Origin of the sequence: Streptomyces sp. NPDC003023 (assembly GCF_042888225.1) — a bacterium.
Lineage (GTDB): Bacteria > Actinomycetota > Actinomycetes > Streptomycetales > Streptomycetaceae > Streptomyces.
Genome location: NZ_JBIAPL010000002.1, coordinates 483,040 through 501,624, shown reverse-complemented (window position 1 = coordinate 501,624; position 18,585 = coordinate 483,040). Strand labels below are relative to the sequence as shown.

General features: G+C 70.5%; 16 protein-coding genes. 10 read left to right on the top strand and 6 right to left on the bottom strand.

Annotation, left to right across the window (positions count from 1 at the left end; genetic code table 11):
- Positions 1 to 18 precede the first annotated feature (18 nt).
- Genes ACFYV1_RS10510 through ybaK form a run of 3 tightly spaced genes read left to right on the top strand, consistent with a single transcriptional unit; the run spans position 19 to position 2,311 of the window.
- On the top strand, positions 19 to 1,050 hold the full coding sequence (locus tag ACFYV1_RS10510) for a hypothetical protein (protein WP_389395033.1): 1,032 nt from the start codon (positions 19 to 21) through the stop codon (positions 1,048 to 1,050).
- A 5-nt stretch (positions 1,051 to 1,055) separates the two neighbouring features.
- Entirely contained in the window at positions 1,056 to 1,796 is a 741-nt protein-coding gene (locus ACFYV1_RS10505) for an LON peptidase substrate-binding domain-containing protein (RefSeq protein WP_389395032.1), read from the top strand.
- A gap of 17 nt (positions 1,797 to 1,813) precedes the next feature.
- Positions 1,814 to 2,311, top strand: a complete 498-nt coding sequence (gene ybaK, locus ACFYV1_RS10500) for a Cys-tRNA(Pro) deacylase (protein WP_389395031.1) — start codon at positions 1,814 to 1,816, stop codon at positions 2,309 to 2,311.
- A 95-nt stretch (positions 2,312 to 2,406) separates the two neighbouring features.
- Here ybaK and ACFYV1_RS10495 read toward each other — a convergent pair whose 3' ends face one another.
- From ACFYV1_RS10495 to ACFYV1_RS10480, 4 genes are read right to left on the bottom strand one after another with little or no spacing between them, the layout of a single operon-like run.
- The gene (locus ACFYV1_RS10495) at positions 2,407 to 3,075 is read right to left on the bottom strand and encodes an ABC transporter permease (protein WP_389395030.1); all 669 of its coding nucleotides are present in this window, start codon (positions 3,073 to 3,075) and stop codon (positions 2,407 to 2,409) included.
- Positions 3,076 to 3,109: 34 nt separating this feature from the next.
- Positions 3,110 to 3,934, bottom strand: coding sequence for an ABC transporter permease (locus tag ACFYV1_RS10490; protein ID WP_389395029.1), 825 nt, complete (start codon positions 3,932 to 3,934; stop codon positions 3,110 to 3,112).
- On the bottom strand, positions 3,931 to 4,905 hold the full coding sequence (locus tag ACFYV1_RS10485) for an ABC transporter ATP-binding protein (protein ID WP_389395282.1): 975 nt from the start codon (positions 4,903 to 4,905) through the stop codon (positions 3,931 to 3,933). The genes ACFYV1_RS10490 and ACFYV1_RS10485 overlap by 4 nt, the downstream gene beginning before the upstream one ends.
- Positions 4,906 to 4,925: 20 nt before the next feature.
- Positions 4,926 to 6,218: an NYN domain-containing protein gene (locus ACFYV1_RS10480; RefSeq protein ID WP_389395028.1), complete on the bottom strand. Its 1,293-nt coding sequence runs from the start codon at positions 6,216 to 6,218 to the stop codon at positions 4,926 to 4,928.
- 235 nt (positions 6,219 to 6,453) lie between these two features.
- Here ACFYV1_RS10480 and ACFYV1_RS10475 point away from each other — a divergent pair, with 235 nt between their 5' ends.
- Positions 6,454 to 6,627: a hypothetical protein gene (locus tag ACFYV1_RS10475; RefSeq protein ID WP_389395027.1), complete on the top strand. Its 174-nt coding sequence runs from the start codon at positions 6,454 to 6,456 to the stop codon at positions 6,625 to 6,627.
- A 108-nt stretch (positions 6,628 to 6,735) separates the two neighbouring features.
- Here ACFYV1_RS10475 and dnaE read toward each other — a convergent pair whose 3' ends face one another.
- Positions 6,736 to 10,275, bottom strand: coding sequence for a DNA polymerase III subunit alpha (gene dnaE, locus ACFYV1_RS10470; RefSeq protein ID WP_389395026.1), 3,540 nt, complete (start codon positions 10,273 to 10,275; stop codon positions 6,736 to 6,738).
- A gap of 223 nt (positions 10,276 to 10,498) precedes the next feature.
- Here dnaE and ACFYV1_RS10465 point away from each other — a divergent pair, with 223 nt between their 5' ends.
- From ACFYV1_RS10465 to ACFYV1_RS10445, 5 genes are all read left to right on the top strand, one after another.
- Positions 10,499 to 11,824, top strand: a complete 1,326-nt coding sequence (locus ACFYV1_RS10465) for a DUF2252 domain-containing protein (protein ID WP_389395025.1) — start codon at positions 10,499 to 10,501, stop codon at positions 11,822 to 11,824.
- 65 nt (positions 11,825 to 11,889) lie between these two features.
- A complete protein-coding gene (locus ACFYV1_RS10460; protein WP_389395024.1) occupies positions 11,890 to 12,579 on the top strand; it encodes a hypothetical protein in 690 nt (229 codons plus the stop codon).
- Positions 12,580 to 12,638: 59 nt separating this feature from the next.
- A complete protein-coding gene (locus tag ACFYV1_RS10455) occupies positions 12,639 to 13,454 on the top strand; it encodes a thioredoxin domain-containing protein (RefSeq protein WP_389395023.1) in 816 nt (271 codons plus the stop codon).
- 233 nt (positions 13,455 to 13,687) lie between these two features.
- Positions 13,688 to 15,337: an alkaline phosphatase D family protein gene (locus ACFYV1_RS10450; RefSeq protein ID WP_389395022.1), complete on the top strand. Its 1,650-nt coding sequence runs from the start codon at positions 13,688 to 13,690 to the stop codon at positions 15,335 to 15,337.
- A gap of 284 nt (positions 15,338 to 15,621) precedes the next feature.
- Positions 15,622 to 16,623, top strand: coding sequence for a zinc metalloprotease (locus ACFYV1_RS10445; RefSeq protein ID WP_389395021.1), 1,002 nt, complete (start codon positions 15,622 to 15,624; stop codon positions 16,621 to 16,623).
- Positions 16,624 to 16,693: 70 nt separating this feature from the next.
- Here the strand turns inward: ACFYV1_RS10445 and ACFYV1_RS10440 are convergent, their stop codons facing one another.
- Positions 16,694 to 17,263 carry a dienelactone hydrolase family protein gene (locus ACFYV1_RS10440; RefSeq protein ID WP_389395020.1) on the bottom strand — a complete coding sequence of 190 codons (570 nt, stop codon included), beginning with the start codon at positions 17,261 to 17,263 and terminating at the stop codon, positions 16,694 to 16,696.
- Between the two features lie 45 nt (positions 17,264 to 17,308).
- On the opposite strand from ACFYV1_RS10440, the gene ACFYV1_RS10435 reads away from it, so the two are divergent.
- Positions 17,309 to 18,481: a mechanosensitive ion channel family protein gene (locus ACFYV1_RS10435; protein ID WP_389395019.1), complete on the top strand. Its 1,173-nt coding sequence runs from the start codon at positions 17,309 to 17,311 to the stop codon at positions 18,479 to 18,481.
- Positions 18,482 to 18,585 lie beyond the last annotated feature (104 nt).

Sequence of the window (18,585 nt, the reverse complement as noted above, 5' to 3'; positions counted from 1 at the left end):
TTCACCTGCGCGTTTTCAATGGTCCGCACCATGCCATTGCTCCGCGCCATGATCCGTACCGCGCGCATGATCCGTCATACGCCGCGGCTCGCCGACGGCCTCACCCCGGACGGGGCGGTCCTGCTCGACGCCCCCGACGAGCGGCTCGCCCCGGCGCTGGTCGCGGCTGCCCTCGGTGAGTACGAACCGGCCGCGAAGCTGCTGGCGACCACACGGGAATCAGCCGAATGGGAGAACCGCGACCGGTACGTCAGAAGGCTCGCGGCCTTCGCCAGGAACCGGGACGAATGGCTCGGTGACTGGCTCGGCGCGGCACCGCGCGACGCCGACGCCCTCCTGGTCAAGGCCGAGCTCGCCGTCCGCAGGGCCTGGGAGTCGCCGGCCCGTCCGGAGCAGCTGCGCGAGGTGGGCCCGCTGATCGACGCGGCGGCGCAGGCCGAACCGGGCGACCCCGTGCCCTGGCGGATCGCGCTCGACCACGCCCGCGGCACACACGCCACGCACTCCGCCTTCGAGCTGCTCTGGGAGCAGGCCGTCCGCCGCTCCTCCCACCACTACGGCTGCCATGTGGCGGCCCTCAAATACCTGTCCGCCCAGTGGTACGGCTCACACCGCGAGTGCTTCGACTTCGCGGAGAAGGCCGCCGCGGACGCGCTGCCGGGCTCGCTGGTGCAGGCGCTTCCGGTACGGGCGGCGTACACCCAGCTGCTCGGCGGCGAGTCGCGGACCTCTGTGCAGGACGACCGGATCGACGCGGCGGCGGACCTCGCGGTCACGCTCTCCCGCGAGTACGGGCCCGGCGACCCGTGGCCGGCCGAGGTCCGCAACCTGCTCACGTACGTGCTGGTGGCGCGAGGACGCTGGCACGAGGCGCTCACGCAGTTCCGGCTGATCGGCCCGTACGCGACGTCCTTCCCCTGGTCGTCGGTGACCGAGGACCCGCTCGGCCGGTTCCTCCAGGCACGCGACGGCGTACGCATCGAGGTCGCGTCGGCGACGCCGCTGCGTGGACGGGGCCGACGGGTACGTCTGCTCGACCATTACTCTTGACCGCTGTGACCACCGCTCGCCTGCCGCTCTTCCCGCTGAACTCGGTTCTGTTCCCGGGCCTTGTGCTGCCTCTGAACATCTTCGAGGAGCGCTATCGCGCCATGATGCGCGAGCTGTTGAAGACCGACGAGGAGGAGCCGCGACGCTTCGCCGTGGTCGCCATCCGCGACGGCCGTGAGGTCGCGCCCGCCGCGCCCGGGATGCCGGACCCGACGACGACCCTGGAACGCGGCCCCGCCGCGGGCTTCGGCCCCGACCCTCTCCAGGCCTTCCACCGCGTGGGCTGCATCGCCGACGCGGCGACCATCCGCGAGCGCGGGGACGGCAGCTTCGAGGTGCTCGCCACCGGTACGACCCGGGTCAGGCTGCTCTCCGTCGACGCGAGCGGGCCGTTCCTGACGGCGGAGCTCGAGGAGCTCCCCGAGGAGCCCGGCGAAGGCGCGGGAGCGCTGGCGGAGGGTGTGATGCGGGCCTTCCGCAGCTACCAGAAGCGGCTCGCGGGAGCGCGCGAGCGATCACTGTCGACGGGCGCGGAGCTCCCCGACGAGCCGTCGGTCGTCTCCTACCTCGTCGCCGCGGCCGCGGTGCTCGACAACCCCGCGAGGCAGCGCCTGCTCCAGGCGCCGGACACGGCGACCCGGCTGCGCGAGGAACTCACACTGCTGCGCGCGGAGACGGCCTTGCTGCGCCACCTGCCGTCGCTGCCCGCGGTGGACCTGACATGGCGGCCGACGAGCCCCAACTGACGCAAGGGACACCTGCCTTGGCGAAGAAGACGAAGAAGCAGGCGGCCGGCACGCCCGCCACCGTGGCCCTGACTGCCGCGGGCACGGCCTTCACGCTGCACGCCTACGACCACGACCCGTCGTCCGCCTCCTACGGCGAGGAGGCGGCGGAGGCACTCGGCGTCTCACCCGACCGCGTCTTCAAGACCCTGGTCGCGGACGTCGACGGCACCCTGACCGTGGCGGTCGTCCCCGTGGCCGGCCAACTCGACCTGAAGGCACTCGCGGCGGCGGTCGGCGGCAAACGGGCGGCGATGGCGGACCCGGCGGCGGCGGAACGCACGACGGGCTACGTCCGTGGCGGCATCTCCCCGCTGGGGCAGCGCAAGCGGCTGCCCACGGTGCTGGACGCGTCGGCGTCGGCGCACGCCACGATCTGCGTGTCGGCGGGCCGCCGCGGCCTCGAGGTCGAACTCTCCCCCACCGACCTGGCCACGCACACGGCCGCGACCCTGGCCCCCATCGCCCGCGCCTAAGGCCTCTCGTTCGGATCCCCCGGGCTCCCGTGCCCCGGCACCGCGCCTCCCCGCGGCCTTCGGGCGCGGGAGGTGGGGACATACAGGGCGAAACGTCACTGCAGAGGCGTGGACGGAGCGTCCGGCCAGTCCGGCTCCGGGTCGCGGGGGCCGAACAGCGCCGTCAGCCCCAGGTGCACCACCATCGCCGCCACCGGCCATGCCAGCAGCGCCCCCTTCGCCCGCAGCTCCAGATACGCGTCGAAGGTGACCCCTTCGCCGGCCTCACGGGCCCGCTCCACCACGTCCTGCGACGGCCCGAACCACACGCCGATGCCCCAGCCCAGCAGGGAGGCGAACAGTCCGCCCAGCGCCAGGGCGAGCACCAGCGCGACGCCGCCGTGCCTGCGGAGGACGAAGACCGCGGCCGCGGTCAGCGCACCGAGGGCCACCGCCAGCAGCACGAACGTGCCGTCCGCGCCGATCGCCGCCTCGCCCTCCGTGTCCTTGAGGAAGACACCCTCGGAGTTCGAGATCAGGGGCACCCGCGGCGCCAGCCACAGCCACAGCAGGCCCAGCGCCACACCCAGCAGCGTCACGGCCACCAGCACGAGCGCGGCGTCCCGCAGGTCCTTCCGAAGCTCCGCGGCCGCCGCTGCCCGGTCCTTCGCCGTCTCGTGCGCGTACATCGAGGACGGCCCCGGCCCGGCGGGCGGCGCCTGCCAGGGGTTGTCCTCCCGGGAGGAGTCGTGCGGCTGGTGCGGCGGCGTCAGAGGTGCGGTCACCCCGCCATCGTGCCAGGCCCGCCCTGGCGACGCCTCACCGGACCGCCGCCCGCCGGTAGGCCCACGTCGCGACGGCCAGCGAGACGACACCCACGGCCGCGCAGACCGCGAGGTCGAGCCCGACGGCCGCCCAGTCGGGGCGGGCGTCGAACGTTCTGGCCAGGGCCTCGACCCCGTACGTGGACGGCAGCAGATCACGCGCGTACGAGACCGGACCGGGCAGCCGGTCGGCCGGGAGCACGCCGAGCAGCAACGCCGCCGACATGCCGAGCTGCCCCAGCAGTGTGGCCAGCTCCTGACGCGGTGCCAGCAGCCCGAGGGCCGCGCCGAGGCCGGCCAGTGCCGCCCCGGACAGCGGGATCACCGCGGCCAGCACCCACAGATGGGTGAGCGGCAGCTGGAACAGCACGCTGCCCGCGACGGCGGTCACCACCGTCCCGGGCACGGTGAAGGAGGCGTACGCCCCGGCGGCGCCCAGCACCACGGCCGCGGGTGGCACGGGCAGTGTGGCGTAGTGGTCGAGGCCGCCCCCGGCACGCAGCTGGCCGAAGTACTGGGCGAGCAGATTGAGCGCGACGAAGGCGACGACGAGCACGCTCGCTCCGGCGACGACAGCCCGCGCCTCCGCACCACCGTCGACGACTCCCCGCATCAGGACCATGATCCCGACCGACTGGAAGGTCGCCACGAACAGCAGCGGGATACGGGCGACCCGCGCCCGCGACAGCTGCGCCCGGTACACGGCGGCCAGCGCGGGCAGCAGCCGCGCCCTCGGCGCGAGCGGCGCGGCGGGCTCCTCCGCCGCCGTCGTCGCGCGTGCGGCCACCGCCGCGGCGGATTCCGCGGACACGATGCTCACGCCTTGACCAGCCCTTTCGTCGCGTTCCCCCCGAGTGCCAGATACACGTCCTCCAGGCTCGGCGTGGCCAGCGTGAAGTCGTCGAGCGCCGCGAACGCCGCACCGCCGGTCACCGCGGCGACCGCCGCCCGGGCCTCCTCGGGCGCGAGCCGCAGGACCCACCGCCGCCCGGACTCCTGCGCGGAGCCGCTGAGCGCGGCGACCTCGGGTACGTCGAGCGGGGCGCGGTCGCGCCACACGAGTTCCACCCGCACCTCTCCCGCCACGCGTTCCTTCAGCCCGGAGGGGCTGTCGCAGGCGATGACCCGGCCGCGGTCGAGGACGGCGACCCGGTCGAGGACGGTCTCGGCCTCGATGACGTTGTGGGTGACGAGCAGCACGGTCGCGCCGTGCTCGGCGCGGCGGCGGTCGACCGCCGCCCAGACGGCGCGGCGCGCGACGGGGTCCATGCCGGTGGTGGGCTCGTCGAGCACCAGCACCGGCCGCTGCCCCACGAGCGTCGCGGCGAAGCAGGCGAGCCGGCGCTGGCCGCCGGACAGTTTCTTCAGCGGGCGGGCGGCGAGGCCGGTCAGCCCGAGCTCCTCGAGGACGGCGTCCCGTTCGGCGCGGGCGTCGCGTGCGGTCAGTCCGCGCAGCCGTCCGGTGGTCTCCGCGGCGAGGGCGACCGTCAGTTCGTCGAGGGCGGTGGACTCCTGGCCGAGGTAGCCGACGAGCCGGGCGGCGCGCTCCGGGTGGCGTACGAGATCGTGGCCGAGGAGGTGGACACTGCCCGAGTCCGGGCGCATGAGTCCGGTGAGCTGACGCACCAGGGTCGACTTGCCCGCACCGTTGGGTCCGAGCAGCCCGAAGATCTCGCCGCGCCGCACTTCGAGGCTGATGCCGTCGGTGGCACGCACCTCGGGCGTCCCCGGCGCACCCCGTCTGCCGCGCGCGGCGGGGTACGTCTTGACCAGATCCCGCACCACGCACACCGTACTCACGAGGTACGAGACTACGGGGTCCGTCCGCCCCGGATGCCCTCGGGCCCCGGCTGGTCCGCCGTCGGGCCGTGCTCGGCGGCGGTCCTCACGTCGATCTCACGCCAGAATCCGGCCCGGATCGCATAGCGGTCGTGCTCGTCGATCTGGTCGTCCTTGTGCGCCAGAAGTCCGAATCGTGCCGCGTAGCGCAGCAGTTCGCCGTCGATGCGGTGCGGGATGCGGGGATAGAGGGTGGACAGCTTCTGCACATGCCCCGTCTCAGGCAGCCGTTCCATCCAGCGCCGGGCGAAGACCTGCCCCACCTCGAAGGGGTCGCCACCGACGGTGGTGATGTCCTCCTCGCGGTCCGCCCAGCGCTGTTCCGCGCTGGTGAGCTGGGCCAGTGTCGGCAGTGACGCCGTCTCCGGGGGCTCGCCCATCGTTCCGCTGCCGGGCCGTTCGATCCAGCCCCTGTCGGAGGACCAGCGCAGGGTGGCGTTGGCGGGTTGGGGGGCCGCGGGGGCCACGGTGTGCTGGCCGGGGGCGCGCAGTCCGGCGAGGTCCTTGGGGGTGGGCACGCCCTTCGAGGGGGCGGGCGCGGTGACCGGCTCCGCGCCGTTGTCCGTCGGGGCCGTGCGGCTGCCGTTGCGCGCGGCGTCCTCCGCGCGCTCGGCGGCCGCGGCGAGCGCGGACTCGGGGAGCGGTGCCGACAGGATGGCCGCGATCTCGGGCCGTGGCACCGGCGGCGGCGCGCAGATGCCGGTGAGTTCCTTGGCCCGCACCGCCCGGGTGATCCACGCCCGGTCGAGCACCCGGCGCTCGTCCGCCTCCGCGACGAGGTCCTCGGACTGGTTGTAGTCGCCGTCCGCGGCCTGCACGGCCCAGAGGTGGACGGCGACGCCGTGTTCCTTGGCGGACATCAGGCCGGGCAGCAGGTCGCCGTCCCCGGTCACGAGGACCACGTCGGAGCAGGCGCGGTTCCTGGCCAGTTCGGTGAGTTCCGCGTGCATCGCCGCGTCGACGCCCTTCTGCGCCCAGCGGCCGTCGCTGCGGGTCAGAGCGCCGAGCCGGACGGTGACCCGGGGCATGACCCGCAGCCGCCGGTGTTCGGGCTGCGGGACCCGGTCGGGGGCGCCGTCGAACCAGTAGATACGGAGCAGGGGCCGTTCCGTGTCGGCTTCCGCGAGTTCGCGCAGGCCCTGGATGAGGGCGGCGTGGTCGACGGTGATCCGCGATCGTGCGGGCTCTCCGGCGAGAAGGCTGGCGGCGGCGCCCAGCAGATAGCCGGCGTCCACCAGGACGACGCAGCGGTCCACGCGTTCCACCCTCTTTCGCGAGCTCAACGGTGCTTCGGGATCGGGGATTGTTCCGGCTTTCCTTCGAGTCTGCCCGACCACGGGAGGGTTAACGGCCGGAACTCGATCATCGGCGTGGCGGATCACGTCCGTACCGTCGCACCTGGGGCCGGTCACGGTCCGCAATGATCCAAAATGCGGCGGTTATACGGGTATGTGAGTCTGGTCGCGGCCCTGGCCCCTACACCCCCACAGGAGGCACCCCATGGCCAAGAACAAGAAGCAGGATCGTGCTCAGAACAAGTCCTCTGCCGCCGAGCGCGGCACCGAGCAGGCCCGCAGCTCCGCGATGGAGGCTCAGGCCGAGCAACGGGCGCAGTCGGTCACACCTTCCGACGTGGCCCACAAGGGCCGGCAGAAGCGCTTCGGCCACAACTGACCGGAGTGCTGACCGCACGCCTCGACGTGTGAAGCGCAACGCCAGAAGGGGCGCTCCCGTGAGAACGGGAGCGCCCCTTCTGCGTGCGCGGCGGCTGTGCGGGTGCGGTCAGCCGGCCAGGCAGGACGGGCCGAGGAGCACCTTGAGGTCGCCGAAGAGCGCGGGGTCGGGCTGGACCCGGTGCCGGTCGAGCCGCAGGACCGTGGTCTTGCGCGGGCCCTGGAGCTTGATCCGTACCTCGGTGTTGCCCTTGTGGTGGCTGAGGATCTCGCCGAGACGGCTGATCATGGGCGGGGTGACCTTGACGGTCGGGATGGTCACGACCACCGGGGCGTTGGTGCCGGCGGAGGACAGGTCGGGGACCATCAGCTCCATCGCGACCAGCCGCGGGATGTCCTCGCGCTTGTCGAGTCGGCCCTTGACGAAGACGACGGTGTCCTCGACGAGCTGGGTGGAGACGAGCTGGTACGTCGCCGGGAAGAACATGCACTCGATGGAGCCGGCCAGGTCCTCGACGGTGGCGATCGCCCAGGCGTTGCCCTGCTTGGTCATCTTGCGCTGCAGGCCGGAGATGATGCCGCCGATGGTGACGACCGCGCCGTCCGAGTGCTCACCGCCGGTGAGCTGGGAGATCGCGGCGTCCGTCTTGTCGGACAGTACGTGTTCGATGCCGAAGAGCGGGTGGTCGGAGACGTACAGGCCGAGCATCTCGCGCTCCTGCGCGAGCAGGTACGACTTCTCCCACTCGATGTCGGAGAACTCGACGTCGAGTCCGAAGCCCGGCTCGTCGGTCGCCTCCTCGCCCATGCCGCCGAAGAGGTCGAACTGACCCTCGGCCTCCTTGCGCTTGACGGCGACCACGTTGTCGATCATGGGTTCGTGGTGGGCGACGAGTCCCTTGCGGGTGTGGCCCATCTCGTCGAAGGCGCCGGCCTTGATGAGGGACTCGACGGTGCGCTTGTTGCACACGACTGCCTCGACCTTGTCGAGGAAGTCCGGGAAGGAGCTGTACTTCCCCTTCGCCTTGCGGGACTTGATGATCGACTCGACGACGTTCTGACCGACGTTGCGCACGGCGGTGAGGCCGAAGAGGATCACGTCGTCGCCCTGCGCGGCGAAGTTCGACATCGACTCGTTGACATTCGGCGGGAGGACCTTGATGCCCATGCGCCGGCACTCGTTGAGGTAGACGGCCGACTTGTCCTTGTCGTCCTTGACCGAGGTGAGCAGCGCCGCCATGTACTCGGCGGGGTGGTTGGCCTTGAGATACGCCGTCCAGTAGGAGACCAGGCCGTACGCCGCGGAGTGGGCCTTGTTGAAGGCGTATCCGGCGAACGGGACCAGCACGTCCCACAGCGCCTGGATGGCCTCGTCGCTGTAGCCCTTCTCGCGGGCGCCCTTCTGGAAGAGGACGAAGTTCTTCGCCAGCTCGTCGGGCTTCTTCTTGCCCATGACGCGGCGGAGGATGTCGGCCTCGCCGAGCGAGTACCCGGCGATGATCTGGGCGGCCTTCTGGACCTGCTCCTGGTAGACGATCAGGCCGTAGGTGACCGCGAGGACCTCTTCGAGCGGCTCCTCCAGCTCCTTGTGGATCGGCGTGATCTCCTGCTGCTTGTTCTTGCGCAGCGCGTAGTTGGTGTGGGAGTTCATGCCCATCGGGCCCGGGCGGTAGAGCGCGGACACGGCGGAGATGTCTTCGAAGTTGTCGGGCTTCATCAGCCGCAGCAGGGACCGCATGGGGCCGCCGTCGAACTGGAAGACGCCGAGGGTGTCACCGCGCTGGAGCAGCTCGAAGGTCTTGGGGTCGTCGAGCGGGAGGGAGAGCATCTCCAGGTCGATGCCCTTGTTGGACTTCACCATCTTGATGGCGTCGTCCATGATCGTGAGATTGCGCAGGCCGAGGAAGTCCATCTTCAGCAGGCCGAGCGACTCGCACTGGGGGTAGTCCCACTGGGTGATGGTCACGCCGTCGGTGTGCCTGACCCACACAGGTACGTGCTCGGTGATGGTCTCGCTGGACATGATCACGCCGGCGGCGTGCACACCCATCTGCCGGACCAGGCCCTCGACACCCTTGGCGGTGTCGATGACCTTCTTCACGTCCGGCTCGTTCTCGTACATCGCGCGGATCTCGCCGGCCTCGCTGTAGCGCGGGTGCGAGGGGTCGGTGATGCCGTTGAGGTCGATGCCCTTGCCGAGGACGTCGGCGGGCATGGCCTTGGTGAGCCGGTCGCCCATCGCGTACGGGTAGCCGAGCACGCGGGCGGAGTCCTTGATGGCGTTCTTCGCCTTGATCTTGCCGTACGTGCCGATCATGGCGACCTTGTCGGCGCCGTACTTCTCCGTGACGTACCTGATCACCTCGACGCGCCTGCGCTCGTCGAAGTCGATGTCGACGTCGGGCATGGAGATGCGCTCGGGGTTGAGGAACCGCTCGAAGATCAGTCCGTGGGTGAGCGGGTCGAGGTCGGTGATGCCCATGGCGTACGCGACGATCGAACCGGCCGCGGAGCCTCGGCCGGGGCCCACCGCGATGCCCTGGTTCTTGGCCCACATGATGAAGTCGGCGACGACGAGGAAGTACCCGGGGAAGCCCATCGAGATGATGGTGTCCATCTCGTACTCGGCCTGCTTCATCCGGTCGTCCGGGATGCCGTTCGGGTACCGGCGGTGCATGCCGCGCATCGTCTCCTCGCGGAACCAGCTCACCTCGGTGTGGCCCTCGGGGATGTCGAACTTCGGCATCAGGTTGCGCTCGACGAACATGCCCTCCGTCTCGACCTGCTGCGCGACTAGGAGGGTGTTGCGGCAGCCCTCCTGCCAGGCGTCGGAGGAGTCGATCGCGTACATCTCGTCGGTCGACTTGAGGTAGTAGCCGGTGCCGTCGAACCTGAAGCGGTCGGGGTCGGAGAGGTTCTTGCCGGTCTGGATGCACAGCAGCGCGTCGTGGGCGGTCGCCTCGTGCGCGTACGTGTAGTGGGAGTCGTTCGTGACCAGGGGCGGGATGCCGAGCTTCTTGCCGATCTCCAGCAGTCCGTCGCGGACCCGGCGTTCGATCTCGATGCCGTGGTCCATCAGCTCGAGGAAGTACCGGTCCTTGCCGAAGATGTCCTGGTACTCGGAGGCGGACTTCAGTGCCTCGTCGAACTGGCCGAGGCGCAGACGGGTCTGGAGCTCGCCGGAGGGGCAGCCGGTGGAGGCGATCAGGCCCTCGGACCACTTGGCGATGGTCTCCTTGTCCATCCGGGGCCACTTCTGCAGCCAGCCCTCCGCGTAGGCGTCGGAGGAGAGCCGGAAGAGGTTGTGCAGACCCGTCGCGTTCGACGCCCAGATCGTCTTGTGGGTGTAGCCGCCGGAGCCGGAGACGTCGTCGCGCTTCTGGTGCGGCTGGCCCCACTGGATCTTGCGCTTGTTGCGCCGGGACTCGGGGGCGACGTACGCCTCGATGCCGATGATCGGGGTGACCCCGGCCTTCTTCGCGGAGTGGAAGAAGTCGTACGCCCCGTGGAGGTTGCCGTGGTCGGACATGGCGATATGGGTCATGCCCATCTCGTTGCACGCGTCGAACATGTCCTTGAGCCGCGCAGCACCGTCCAGCAGCGAGTACTGGGTGTGGACGTGAAGGTGCGTGAAGGGCGGCTTGGTCACGGCGGCGGGCCTCCGAGGAACAGTGGGCGACAGGCTGCGAGCAGTCTGGGTGGACAGCCTGGAAGTCTACGTCGCCGGACCGACACTTCGAGGGGAAGCCGCGAGTGAGGCCCCTCGATGAGGGACGGCGGCGGATGGGACGCGCGGGCACTCCTGCGGGCCTTCACGCGTTGGAGGGGCGGAAAAGCCGTACCGTCCGCCATGCACCAGGAGGCACCCCCCGATGCCGGACCCGCAGCCCACCGCCGAGCAGCGCGGCGAGGAGATCCTCGCCGTCTTCGACACCGCCTTCGGCGAACTCCTGGCCGCCGACCCGGCCGCCTTCCGGGTCAAGTTCCGCAAGATGGCGGCCTCCGCGTTCGCCTTCTACCGGGGCACGGCGTGTCTGTTCTACAACGACCTGGAGCGGGAGCAGCACGCCGGCCCCTACCTGGACGAGCGGACGGGCCGGGTGTGGATCCACGGCGATCTCCACGCGGAGAACTTCGGCACGTACATGGACGCCAACGGCCGGCTGATCTTCAACGTCAACGACTTCGACGAGGCCTATGTGGGCCCGTTCACATGGGACCTGAAGCGGCTCGCCGCCTCGCTGGCCCTGATCGGGTACACCAAGGCCCTCGGCGACGACCAGATCACCGACCTGGTGCGGATCTGCGCCGCCGCCTACCGGGAGCGCATCCACGCCCTGGCGACCGGCGCGAAGGACGACGAGCTGCCGCCGTTCACCCTGGACACGGCGGAGGGCCCGCTGCTCGGCGCGCTGCGCGTGGCTCGCTCGCTCACCCGGTTCTCGCTGCTGGACTCGATGACGGAGATCCGTGACTTCGAGCGCCGGTTCGCGGCCGGCGGGGGGTCCGTCGAGCTGGACGCCGCCAGCCGGTACAAGGTCCTGGCGGCCTTCGACGGGTACCTGGAGACGCTGCCAGAGGCGAGCCTCACCCGTCCCGACTCCTACCGGGTGAAGGACGTCGTGGGCCGCCGCGGCATCGGCATCGGCTCCGCGGGCCTGCCGTCGTACAACATCCTCCTGGAGGGCAACAGCGACGCCCTCGAGAACGATGTCGTGATCTACATGAAGCAGGCACAGACCCCCGCGGTCTCCCGGCACATCACCGACCCCGCCGTGCGGGGCTACTTCCAGCACGAGGGGCACCGCACGGTGATCTCCCAGCGCGCCCTCCAGGACCACGCGGACCCGTGGCTGGGCTGGACGGAACTGGACGGCTGCGGCCAGCTGGTGGCGGAGATCTCGCCGTACGCGGTGGATCTGGACTGGTCGGACATCGACGACACGGCTCAGATCGCGGCGGTCGTGGCCGACCTCGGCAGGGCGGCGGCGACCATGCACGCCGCGGCCGACGACGAGAGCGGCCACTCGCTGGTGCCGTTCTCCACCGAGCGGGCCATCGACGCGGCGATCGCGGCGGACGAGGAGAGCTTCGGCGAGCTGCTCGTCGACTTCGCGCACAGCTACGGGGCCAGGGCGCGGGCCGACCACCAGATCTTCGTGGATCTGTTCCGCAACGGCCGTATTCCTGGGCTGTAGACCCGCCGGCACCGGCGGATCCTCTTTAAGACTCTCTTAATACAGGCATGGCACACTCGGCGGCGATGGACATCTCAGGGACGCGGCTCAGGGGGCTGCGGGCAGCGATCTTCACGGCACTGGTCGTGACGCTGTCCGTCGCCTCCCATGTCCTGCTGTCCCGGGCCCCGCTGCCGCTGACCACCGTGGCCGCTGTCACCGGGGGCGTCTTCGCGGTCGCCTTCATGCTGTCGGGCCGTGAGCAGGGCTTCCGCCGCATCGCGGGGCTGCTGATCCCGCTGGAGCTGGCCGCGGACACGATCTTCACCACGGGTCAGCACGTCTGTTACGGCCCCGCCGGCGGCCCGGTCGCCGGTTCGCTGCGCGCGGTCGGCTTCGACGTGCTCTGCGGCGGCGAGGTGGGCGCCACGCTGACGGGTGCCGCCCTGCCCGTGAACCGGCAGGGGCTCGCCGCCCTGCTGAGCTCCCCCGATCCGGCACAGCCGTGGCTGCTGCTGGCGGCGCACGTCGGTGTCGGTCTGCTGGCCGCGGCGTGGCTGCGGCGTGGAGAGGCTGCCCTGGCCGGGCTGGTGCGGACGGTGGGCACGTTCGCGTTCCGGCCGCTGCTCCTGGCGGTCGCCGCGGCGCACGCCCCCCGGGGTGCGCGCACCGCGCCGCGCCCGGAGCCGTACTCGCCCCGCTCCTCCCGTACGCGTCTGCTGGTGCACTCCGTGGGACGGAGGGGACCTCCTCGTCCGGTCGCGCTCTGCGCCTGACACGAAGTCCCCATCTTCTCTTTTCGCATCCCGCACACGTCCCCACGGAGTGAATGATCATGAGCAAGCGCAACAGCCACGCCAACAAGTCGGCGGCCCGCGAGCGGCTGCGCCAGGAGCGCGAGCGGCAGGCCAAGAAGGACAAGGCGCGCCGGCAGCTCGTCGTCGCGGGCTCGGGCGTCGCGGTGCTCGCGGTGGCCGGTGCCATCGGCTACGGCATCGTGCAGGCCAACAAGCCGGGCCACTGGGAGTCGGTGGCCAAGGAGTCGAAGGTCACCGCGCCGAAGAACACCTCCGGCGAGAACGGCACGACCGTCGTCATCGGCAAGGACAGCGCGAAGAAGACGCTGGAGCTGTACGAGGACTCCCGCTGCCCGATCTGCTCGACCTTCGAGCAGGCGATCGGCCCGACGGTCGACAAGGACGTCAAGGCCGGCAAATACAAGATCAAGTTCGTCGGCGCCACCTTCATCGACGACGCCACCAACGGCGAGGGCTCCAAGAACGCGCTGAGCGCCCTCGGCGCCGCGCTGGACGTGAGCCCCGACGCGTTCCTCGCCTACAAGGCGGCGCTCTACTCGGCCGAGTTCCACCCCGAGGAGAACGACGACAAGTTCGCCAAGGACTCCTACCTCATCAAGATCGCCGATTCGGTGCCCGCGCTCAAGAGCAACGCGAAGTTCAAGAAGAACGTCGAGGACGGCACCTTCGACGCCTGGGCCCTCAAGATGTCGGGGGCGTTCGACAAGAGCGGGGTCAGCGGCACACCGACGCTGATGATGGACGGCAAGAAGGTGACCGCGGAAGGCAGTGACAACGCGCCCATGACCGTACCGGAGTTCACCGCGGCGATCGACAAGGCGCTCAAGGGCTGACCGGCCCGGCCCCGTCTCGCGGGCCCCTGACCGACGGCCGCTCCCGGCCGCGGATCCCTGAACCCGGTCGCTCCCTGTTCCATCGCGACTCGCTGATCACCGGTCGCCGAGCGCCCCCTGACGGCGGGCGCCGGCGGTCCGGAGGAAACACCCGGTTTACCGCTCCGGATGGGCGGGCGAACTTTCCACGTTCGCCCGCCCTTTCGACGTACTGATCAGTAGTCTGATCGGCCGTGACCAGTCGATTTTCCTCAACTCCCAGTCGCCGCACGGTCGTCAAGGCCGCTGCCGCCACCGCCGTCGCCACCCCCGTCCTCGCGACGGCCGCCGCCTCCCCCGCCGCAGCGGCGGAGGAGGCTCCCGCATTCCTCCACGGCATCGCCTCCGGCGACCCGCTGCCCGACGGCGTCCTGCTGTGGACCCGTGTCACGCCGAGCGCGGAGGCCGTTCCCGGCTCCGGTCTGGGCGCCGACACCGAAGTGGTGTGGGAGGTCGCGGAGGACAGGGGCTTCACCCGGATCGCCGCCCGGGGCACCACCACTTCGAGGGCCGCCTCCGACCACACCGTCAAGGTGGATGTCCGCGGCCTCCGTCCGGGCACCTCCTACTGGTACCGCTTCGCCGCGGGCGACACCGTGTCTCCGTCCGGACGCACCCGCACCGCCCCCGCCCCGGACGCGGCCACGCCGGGGGTGCGTTTCGGTGTCGTGTCGTGCGCCAACTGGGAGGCCGGCTGGTTCTCCGCGTACCGCCACCTCGCCGCCCGCGGCGACCTCGACGCCGTCCTCCACCTCGGCGACTACATCTACGAGTACGCGACCGGCGGCTACCCGGCGGAGCAGTACGTCGTGCGCCCGCACGAGCCGAGACACGAGATCGTGACGCTCTCCGACTACCGGCTGCGGCACGCCACCTACAAGACGGACGCCGACCTCCAGGCGCTGCACGCCGCGCATCCGGTCATCGCGATATGGGACGACCACGAGTTCGCCAACGACGCCTGGTCGGGCGGTGCGCAGAACCACACACCCGGCACGGAGGGCGACTGGACGGCCCGCGTCGCGGCGGCCAAGCAGGCGTACTTCGAGTGGATGCCGGTGCGCGCCTCGACCGAGGGAACGGTCTACCGGCGGCTGCGCTTCGGCAGGCTCGCCGATCTGCATCTGCTCGACCTGCGCTCCTTCCGCTCGCAGCAGTCGGGCATCGGCAACGGGGACGTGGACGACCCGGACCGCACGCTGACCGGCCGGGCGCAGCTGGACTGGCTGAAGACGGGTCTCGCGACGTCCGACGCGTCGTGGCAGCTGGTCGGCACCTCGGTGATGATCTCGCCGGTCGCCTTCGGCTCGCTTCCCGCGTATCTGCTGGAGCCGATAGCCGAGTTGGCGGGGCTGCCCAAGGAGGGCCTCGCCGTCAACGTGGACCAGTGGGACGGCTACACGGACGACCGCAGGGAACTGCTGGCGCATCTGACGCAGCGGGGTGTCGAGAACACCGTCTTCCTCACCGGGGACATCCACATGGCGTGGGCGAACGACGTCCCGGTCAGGGCGGCGACGTATCCGCTGTCGGGCTCGGCGGCCACGGAGTTCGTCGTGACGTCGGTGAGCTCCGACAACCTGGACGACATCCTCCATGTCGCTCCGGGAACCGTCTCGCTGGTCGCGTCGGCGGCGGTGCGGGCGGCGAACCGCCATGTGAAGTGGGTGGACATGGACGCCCACGGCTACGGCGTCCTGGACGTCACCGCGGAGCGCTCGCAGATGGACTACTACACGATCTCCGACCGGACGAAGCAGGACGCATCGTCCTCCTGGTCCCGCTCCTATCGGACCCTCAGCGGAACGCAGAAGGTCGAGAGAGTGAACCAGCCGGTGCGCTAGGGGCGATTTTCAGCCAAGCGCTGCACCGCCGACGGAAGATCAGATCGCTACGACGGGTGGCGTGTTTTGCGCCATGAATACGGACACACCACCCGTCGCCGTCACTGCGACAGTTACGCGCGGATCTCAATCACCGGACACGGCCGAAACGTTTCTCCCCGATGTCCGCAATGCCCCATGGATTGATTGGGCTTGAAGGGTCCTCATCAAGATCTGACATGCACCCGTAATCTCCCCGCGGTGGCCAGGAACGGCCCCCTCAAAACCCCCCGCGAGGAGACGTAATGCGCGCTCTTGCCCGTATATCCCCCCGACTGCGCCACCGCGCCGTCGGTACGGCGATCATGGCCGGAACCCTGGCCCTCGCCCCGCTCTCCGCCCCGGGCAGCGTCGCGGCCCCCAAGGCGCCGGTGTCGGCCGCCTCCGCATCCGCCGCCGAGTGCGTGGAGGACGAGCACGCGGGCGCCGCGGCACGAGAGAGCCGCCCCGGCGCCGACCACGCCCACGAGCCCAACGAGATCACCGAGTCCAAGGCCAAGGCCATGGACGCCGATCTGAAGAAGAGACTGGACGCCGCGCGCACCAGCGGCCGTGGCTTCTCGGCCACCGCCGCGACCTCGATCCCGGTCTACTTCCACGTCATCCACGACGGCGAGACCGGCAAGCTCACCAGCACCCAGATCAACAGCCAGCTCGCCGTCCTGAACTCGGCGTTCGCCGGCCAGGGCACCGGCAACGTCGACTCGAGCTTCCAGTTCACCCTGGCCGGGACCGACTACTCGGACAACGCGTCCTGGTACAACCTGACCTCGGGCTCCACCGCCGAGAAGGAGATGAAGTCCACCCTCCGCCAGGGTGGCGCGAACGCGCTGAACTTCTACACCGCCAAGCTCGGCGGCGGCCTCCTCGGCTGGGCGACCTTCCCGTCCTCGTACAACTCCAACCCGTCCATGGACGGCGTGGTCGTGCTCGACGCCTCGCTGCCCGGCGGCTCCGCCACCAACTACGACGAGGGCGACACCGCCACCCACGAGGTCGGCCACTGGATGGGGCTGTACCACACCTTCCAGGGCGGCTGTAACGGCAACGGCGACTACGTCGAGGACACCCCGGCCGAGAAGAGCCCGGCCTACGCCTGCCCGGAGGGCCAGGACTCCTGCACCCGCAAGGCCGGTGCGGACCCGATCCACAACTTCATGGACTACACCTACGACGCCTGCATGTACCAGTTCACCTCTGGCCAGGTGCAGCGGATGAAGGACCACTGGACCGCCTACCGCGGCTGATCGGATCCACACCCGCCGCCCGGCCCGCCACCAGCGGGCCGGGCGGCTCCGTCGTCCCTCCCGCGGCCTTTCAGAGCGACTCGAGGAACCCGAGCACCGTCCGCCACGTCTGCTCGGCCGCTTCCTCGTCGTAGTCCGGCAGTTCGGGGTCGGTGTAGAGGTGCCCGGCGCCCGGGTGGCGGTGGACCTCTACGTCCGCGCCCGCCCGCTGCATCCGCAGGTACCAGGCGTTCAGCCAGTCGTCGGGCTCGAACGGGTCGGGACTGGCGACGTGCAGCTGCACAGGCAGGTCGTCCACCCGCACGCCCTCCGCGATGTCGGAGGTCCCGTGCAGGAGCAGCAGCCCTCGGGCCTTCTCGTCAGCGAGCGCCAGATTCTGTGCGAGCGCCCCACCGAGCGAAAACCCCGCGTACACCAGCCCCTGGTCGGAGTACGGCGCGGCGGCGCGGATCGCCCGCCGGAGCAGTTCGTCCGTCCCGATCGTCTCCCTGAGCTCCCTGCCCTCCTCCACTGTCTCCGCGGTTTGCCCCTCGAACAGGTCGGGCACGCGAACCTCGTGCCCGGCGGCACGCAGCCGGTCGGCGGCCGCGTGCACCGCCGGACGCAGACCGAAGGTCGAATGGAAAAGGATGATGTTCATCCGGCCATCCTGCCAGCCGCCTTCGCCACCAGGAGTCAAGGAGACATGGAGAACGTACTGCGCCCGCTCGCCGTCATAGGCGGAGCGGTCCTACTGGCCCTGCTGCTCGGCTGGGCGGTCGACCGGCTGCTGCGCCGCATCGACGAACGCCACCCCGAGACCCCCCTGTGGGACATGCTGCGCAGGTGCCGCCTGCCGTTCCAGCTCGTGCTTCTCGGAGGGCTGCTCAGAGGCGTCTACCACGAGACGCGCTGGGCCCTCGTCGAACGGCACGAGGCCGGGATCGGACATGTGCTCTCACTGATCCTGATCGGCGCGAGCGCCTGGCTGGTGGTCCGGGCCGTGTCCGCCGTGGTGGAGTCCACGTACACGCGCTACGCCTCCGGCACCCGCGACCGCGCCCGCGTCCGACGGGTACGGACCCAGATCACACTGATCATGCGGATCGTCACCGCGGTCGTCGCGGTGGTGGCGGTCGCGGCGATGCTGCTGACGTTCCCCGCGATGGAGAAGTTCGGCACGTCCATGCTGGCCTCCGCGGGCATCATCGGCATCGTCGCCGGTGTCGCGGCGCAGTCCACCCTCGGCAACCTCTTCGCCGGCTTCCAGATCGCCTTCGGCGACATGGTGCGGATCGGCGACACGGTGGTCGTGGACGGCGAGTGGGGCGTCGTCGAGGAGGTCACCCTCACGTTCCTCGCCGTACGGACCTGGGACGAGCGCCGGATCACCATGCCGGTGTCGTACTTCACCGGCAAGCCCTTCGAGAACTGGTCCCGCGGCGGCGTCCAGATGACCGGAACGGTCTACTTCCAGCTGGACCACTCCGCACCGGTCGCCCTCATGCGGGAGAAGCTCCAGGAGATCCTCGACGACTGCAAGGCCTGGGACGGCAGGGACTGGAGCCTCGCCGTGACGGACACCACACCGAGCACGATCGAGGTACGGGCCGTCGTGACCGCCAAGGACGCGGACGACATATGGACGGCACGGTGCGTGGTACGGGAGCAGATGATCGCCTGGCTGTGCGAGAAGCACCCCTACGCGCTGCCGCGGATCGCCACGTCGGCGGCGTCGCTGCCGCCGGAGGGCCAGTGGCCGAGGAAGACCCGGCCACCGCGGACGGAGGAGATCCACAGCAACAACGCGAGCGACTACACGGAGGCGGTGGAGACGCCGGAGACGGAGGGGAGCACGCCCCGCACGGGCCGCGGCTGACTCCCGCCCGCCGCGCACCGGGCCTGCCCCGCCCCGTACCCGCCACGCCCGTCCCGTCCTCCGCGGGGCGGGCGTCCGCGCCACAGGACGTGCACCCGTCACCG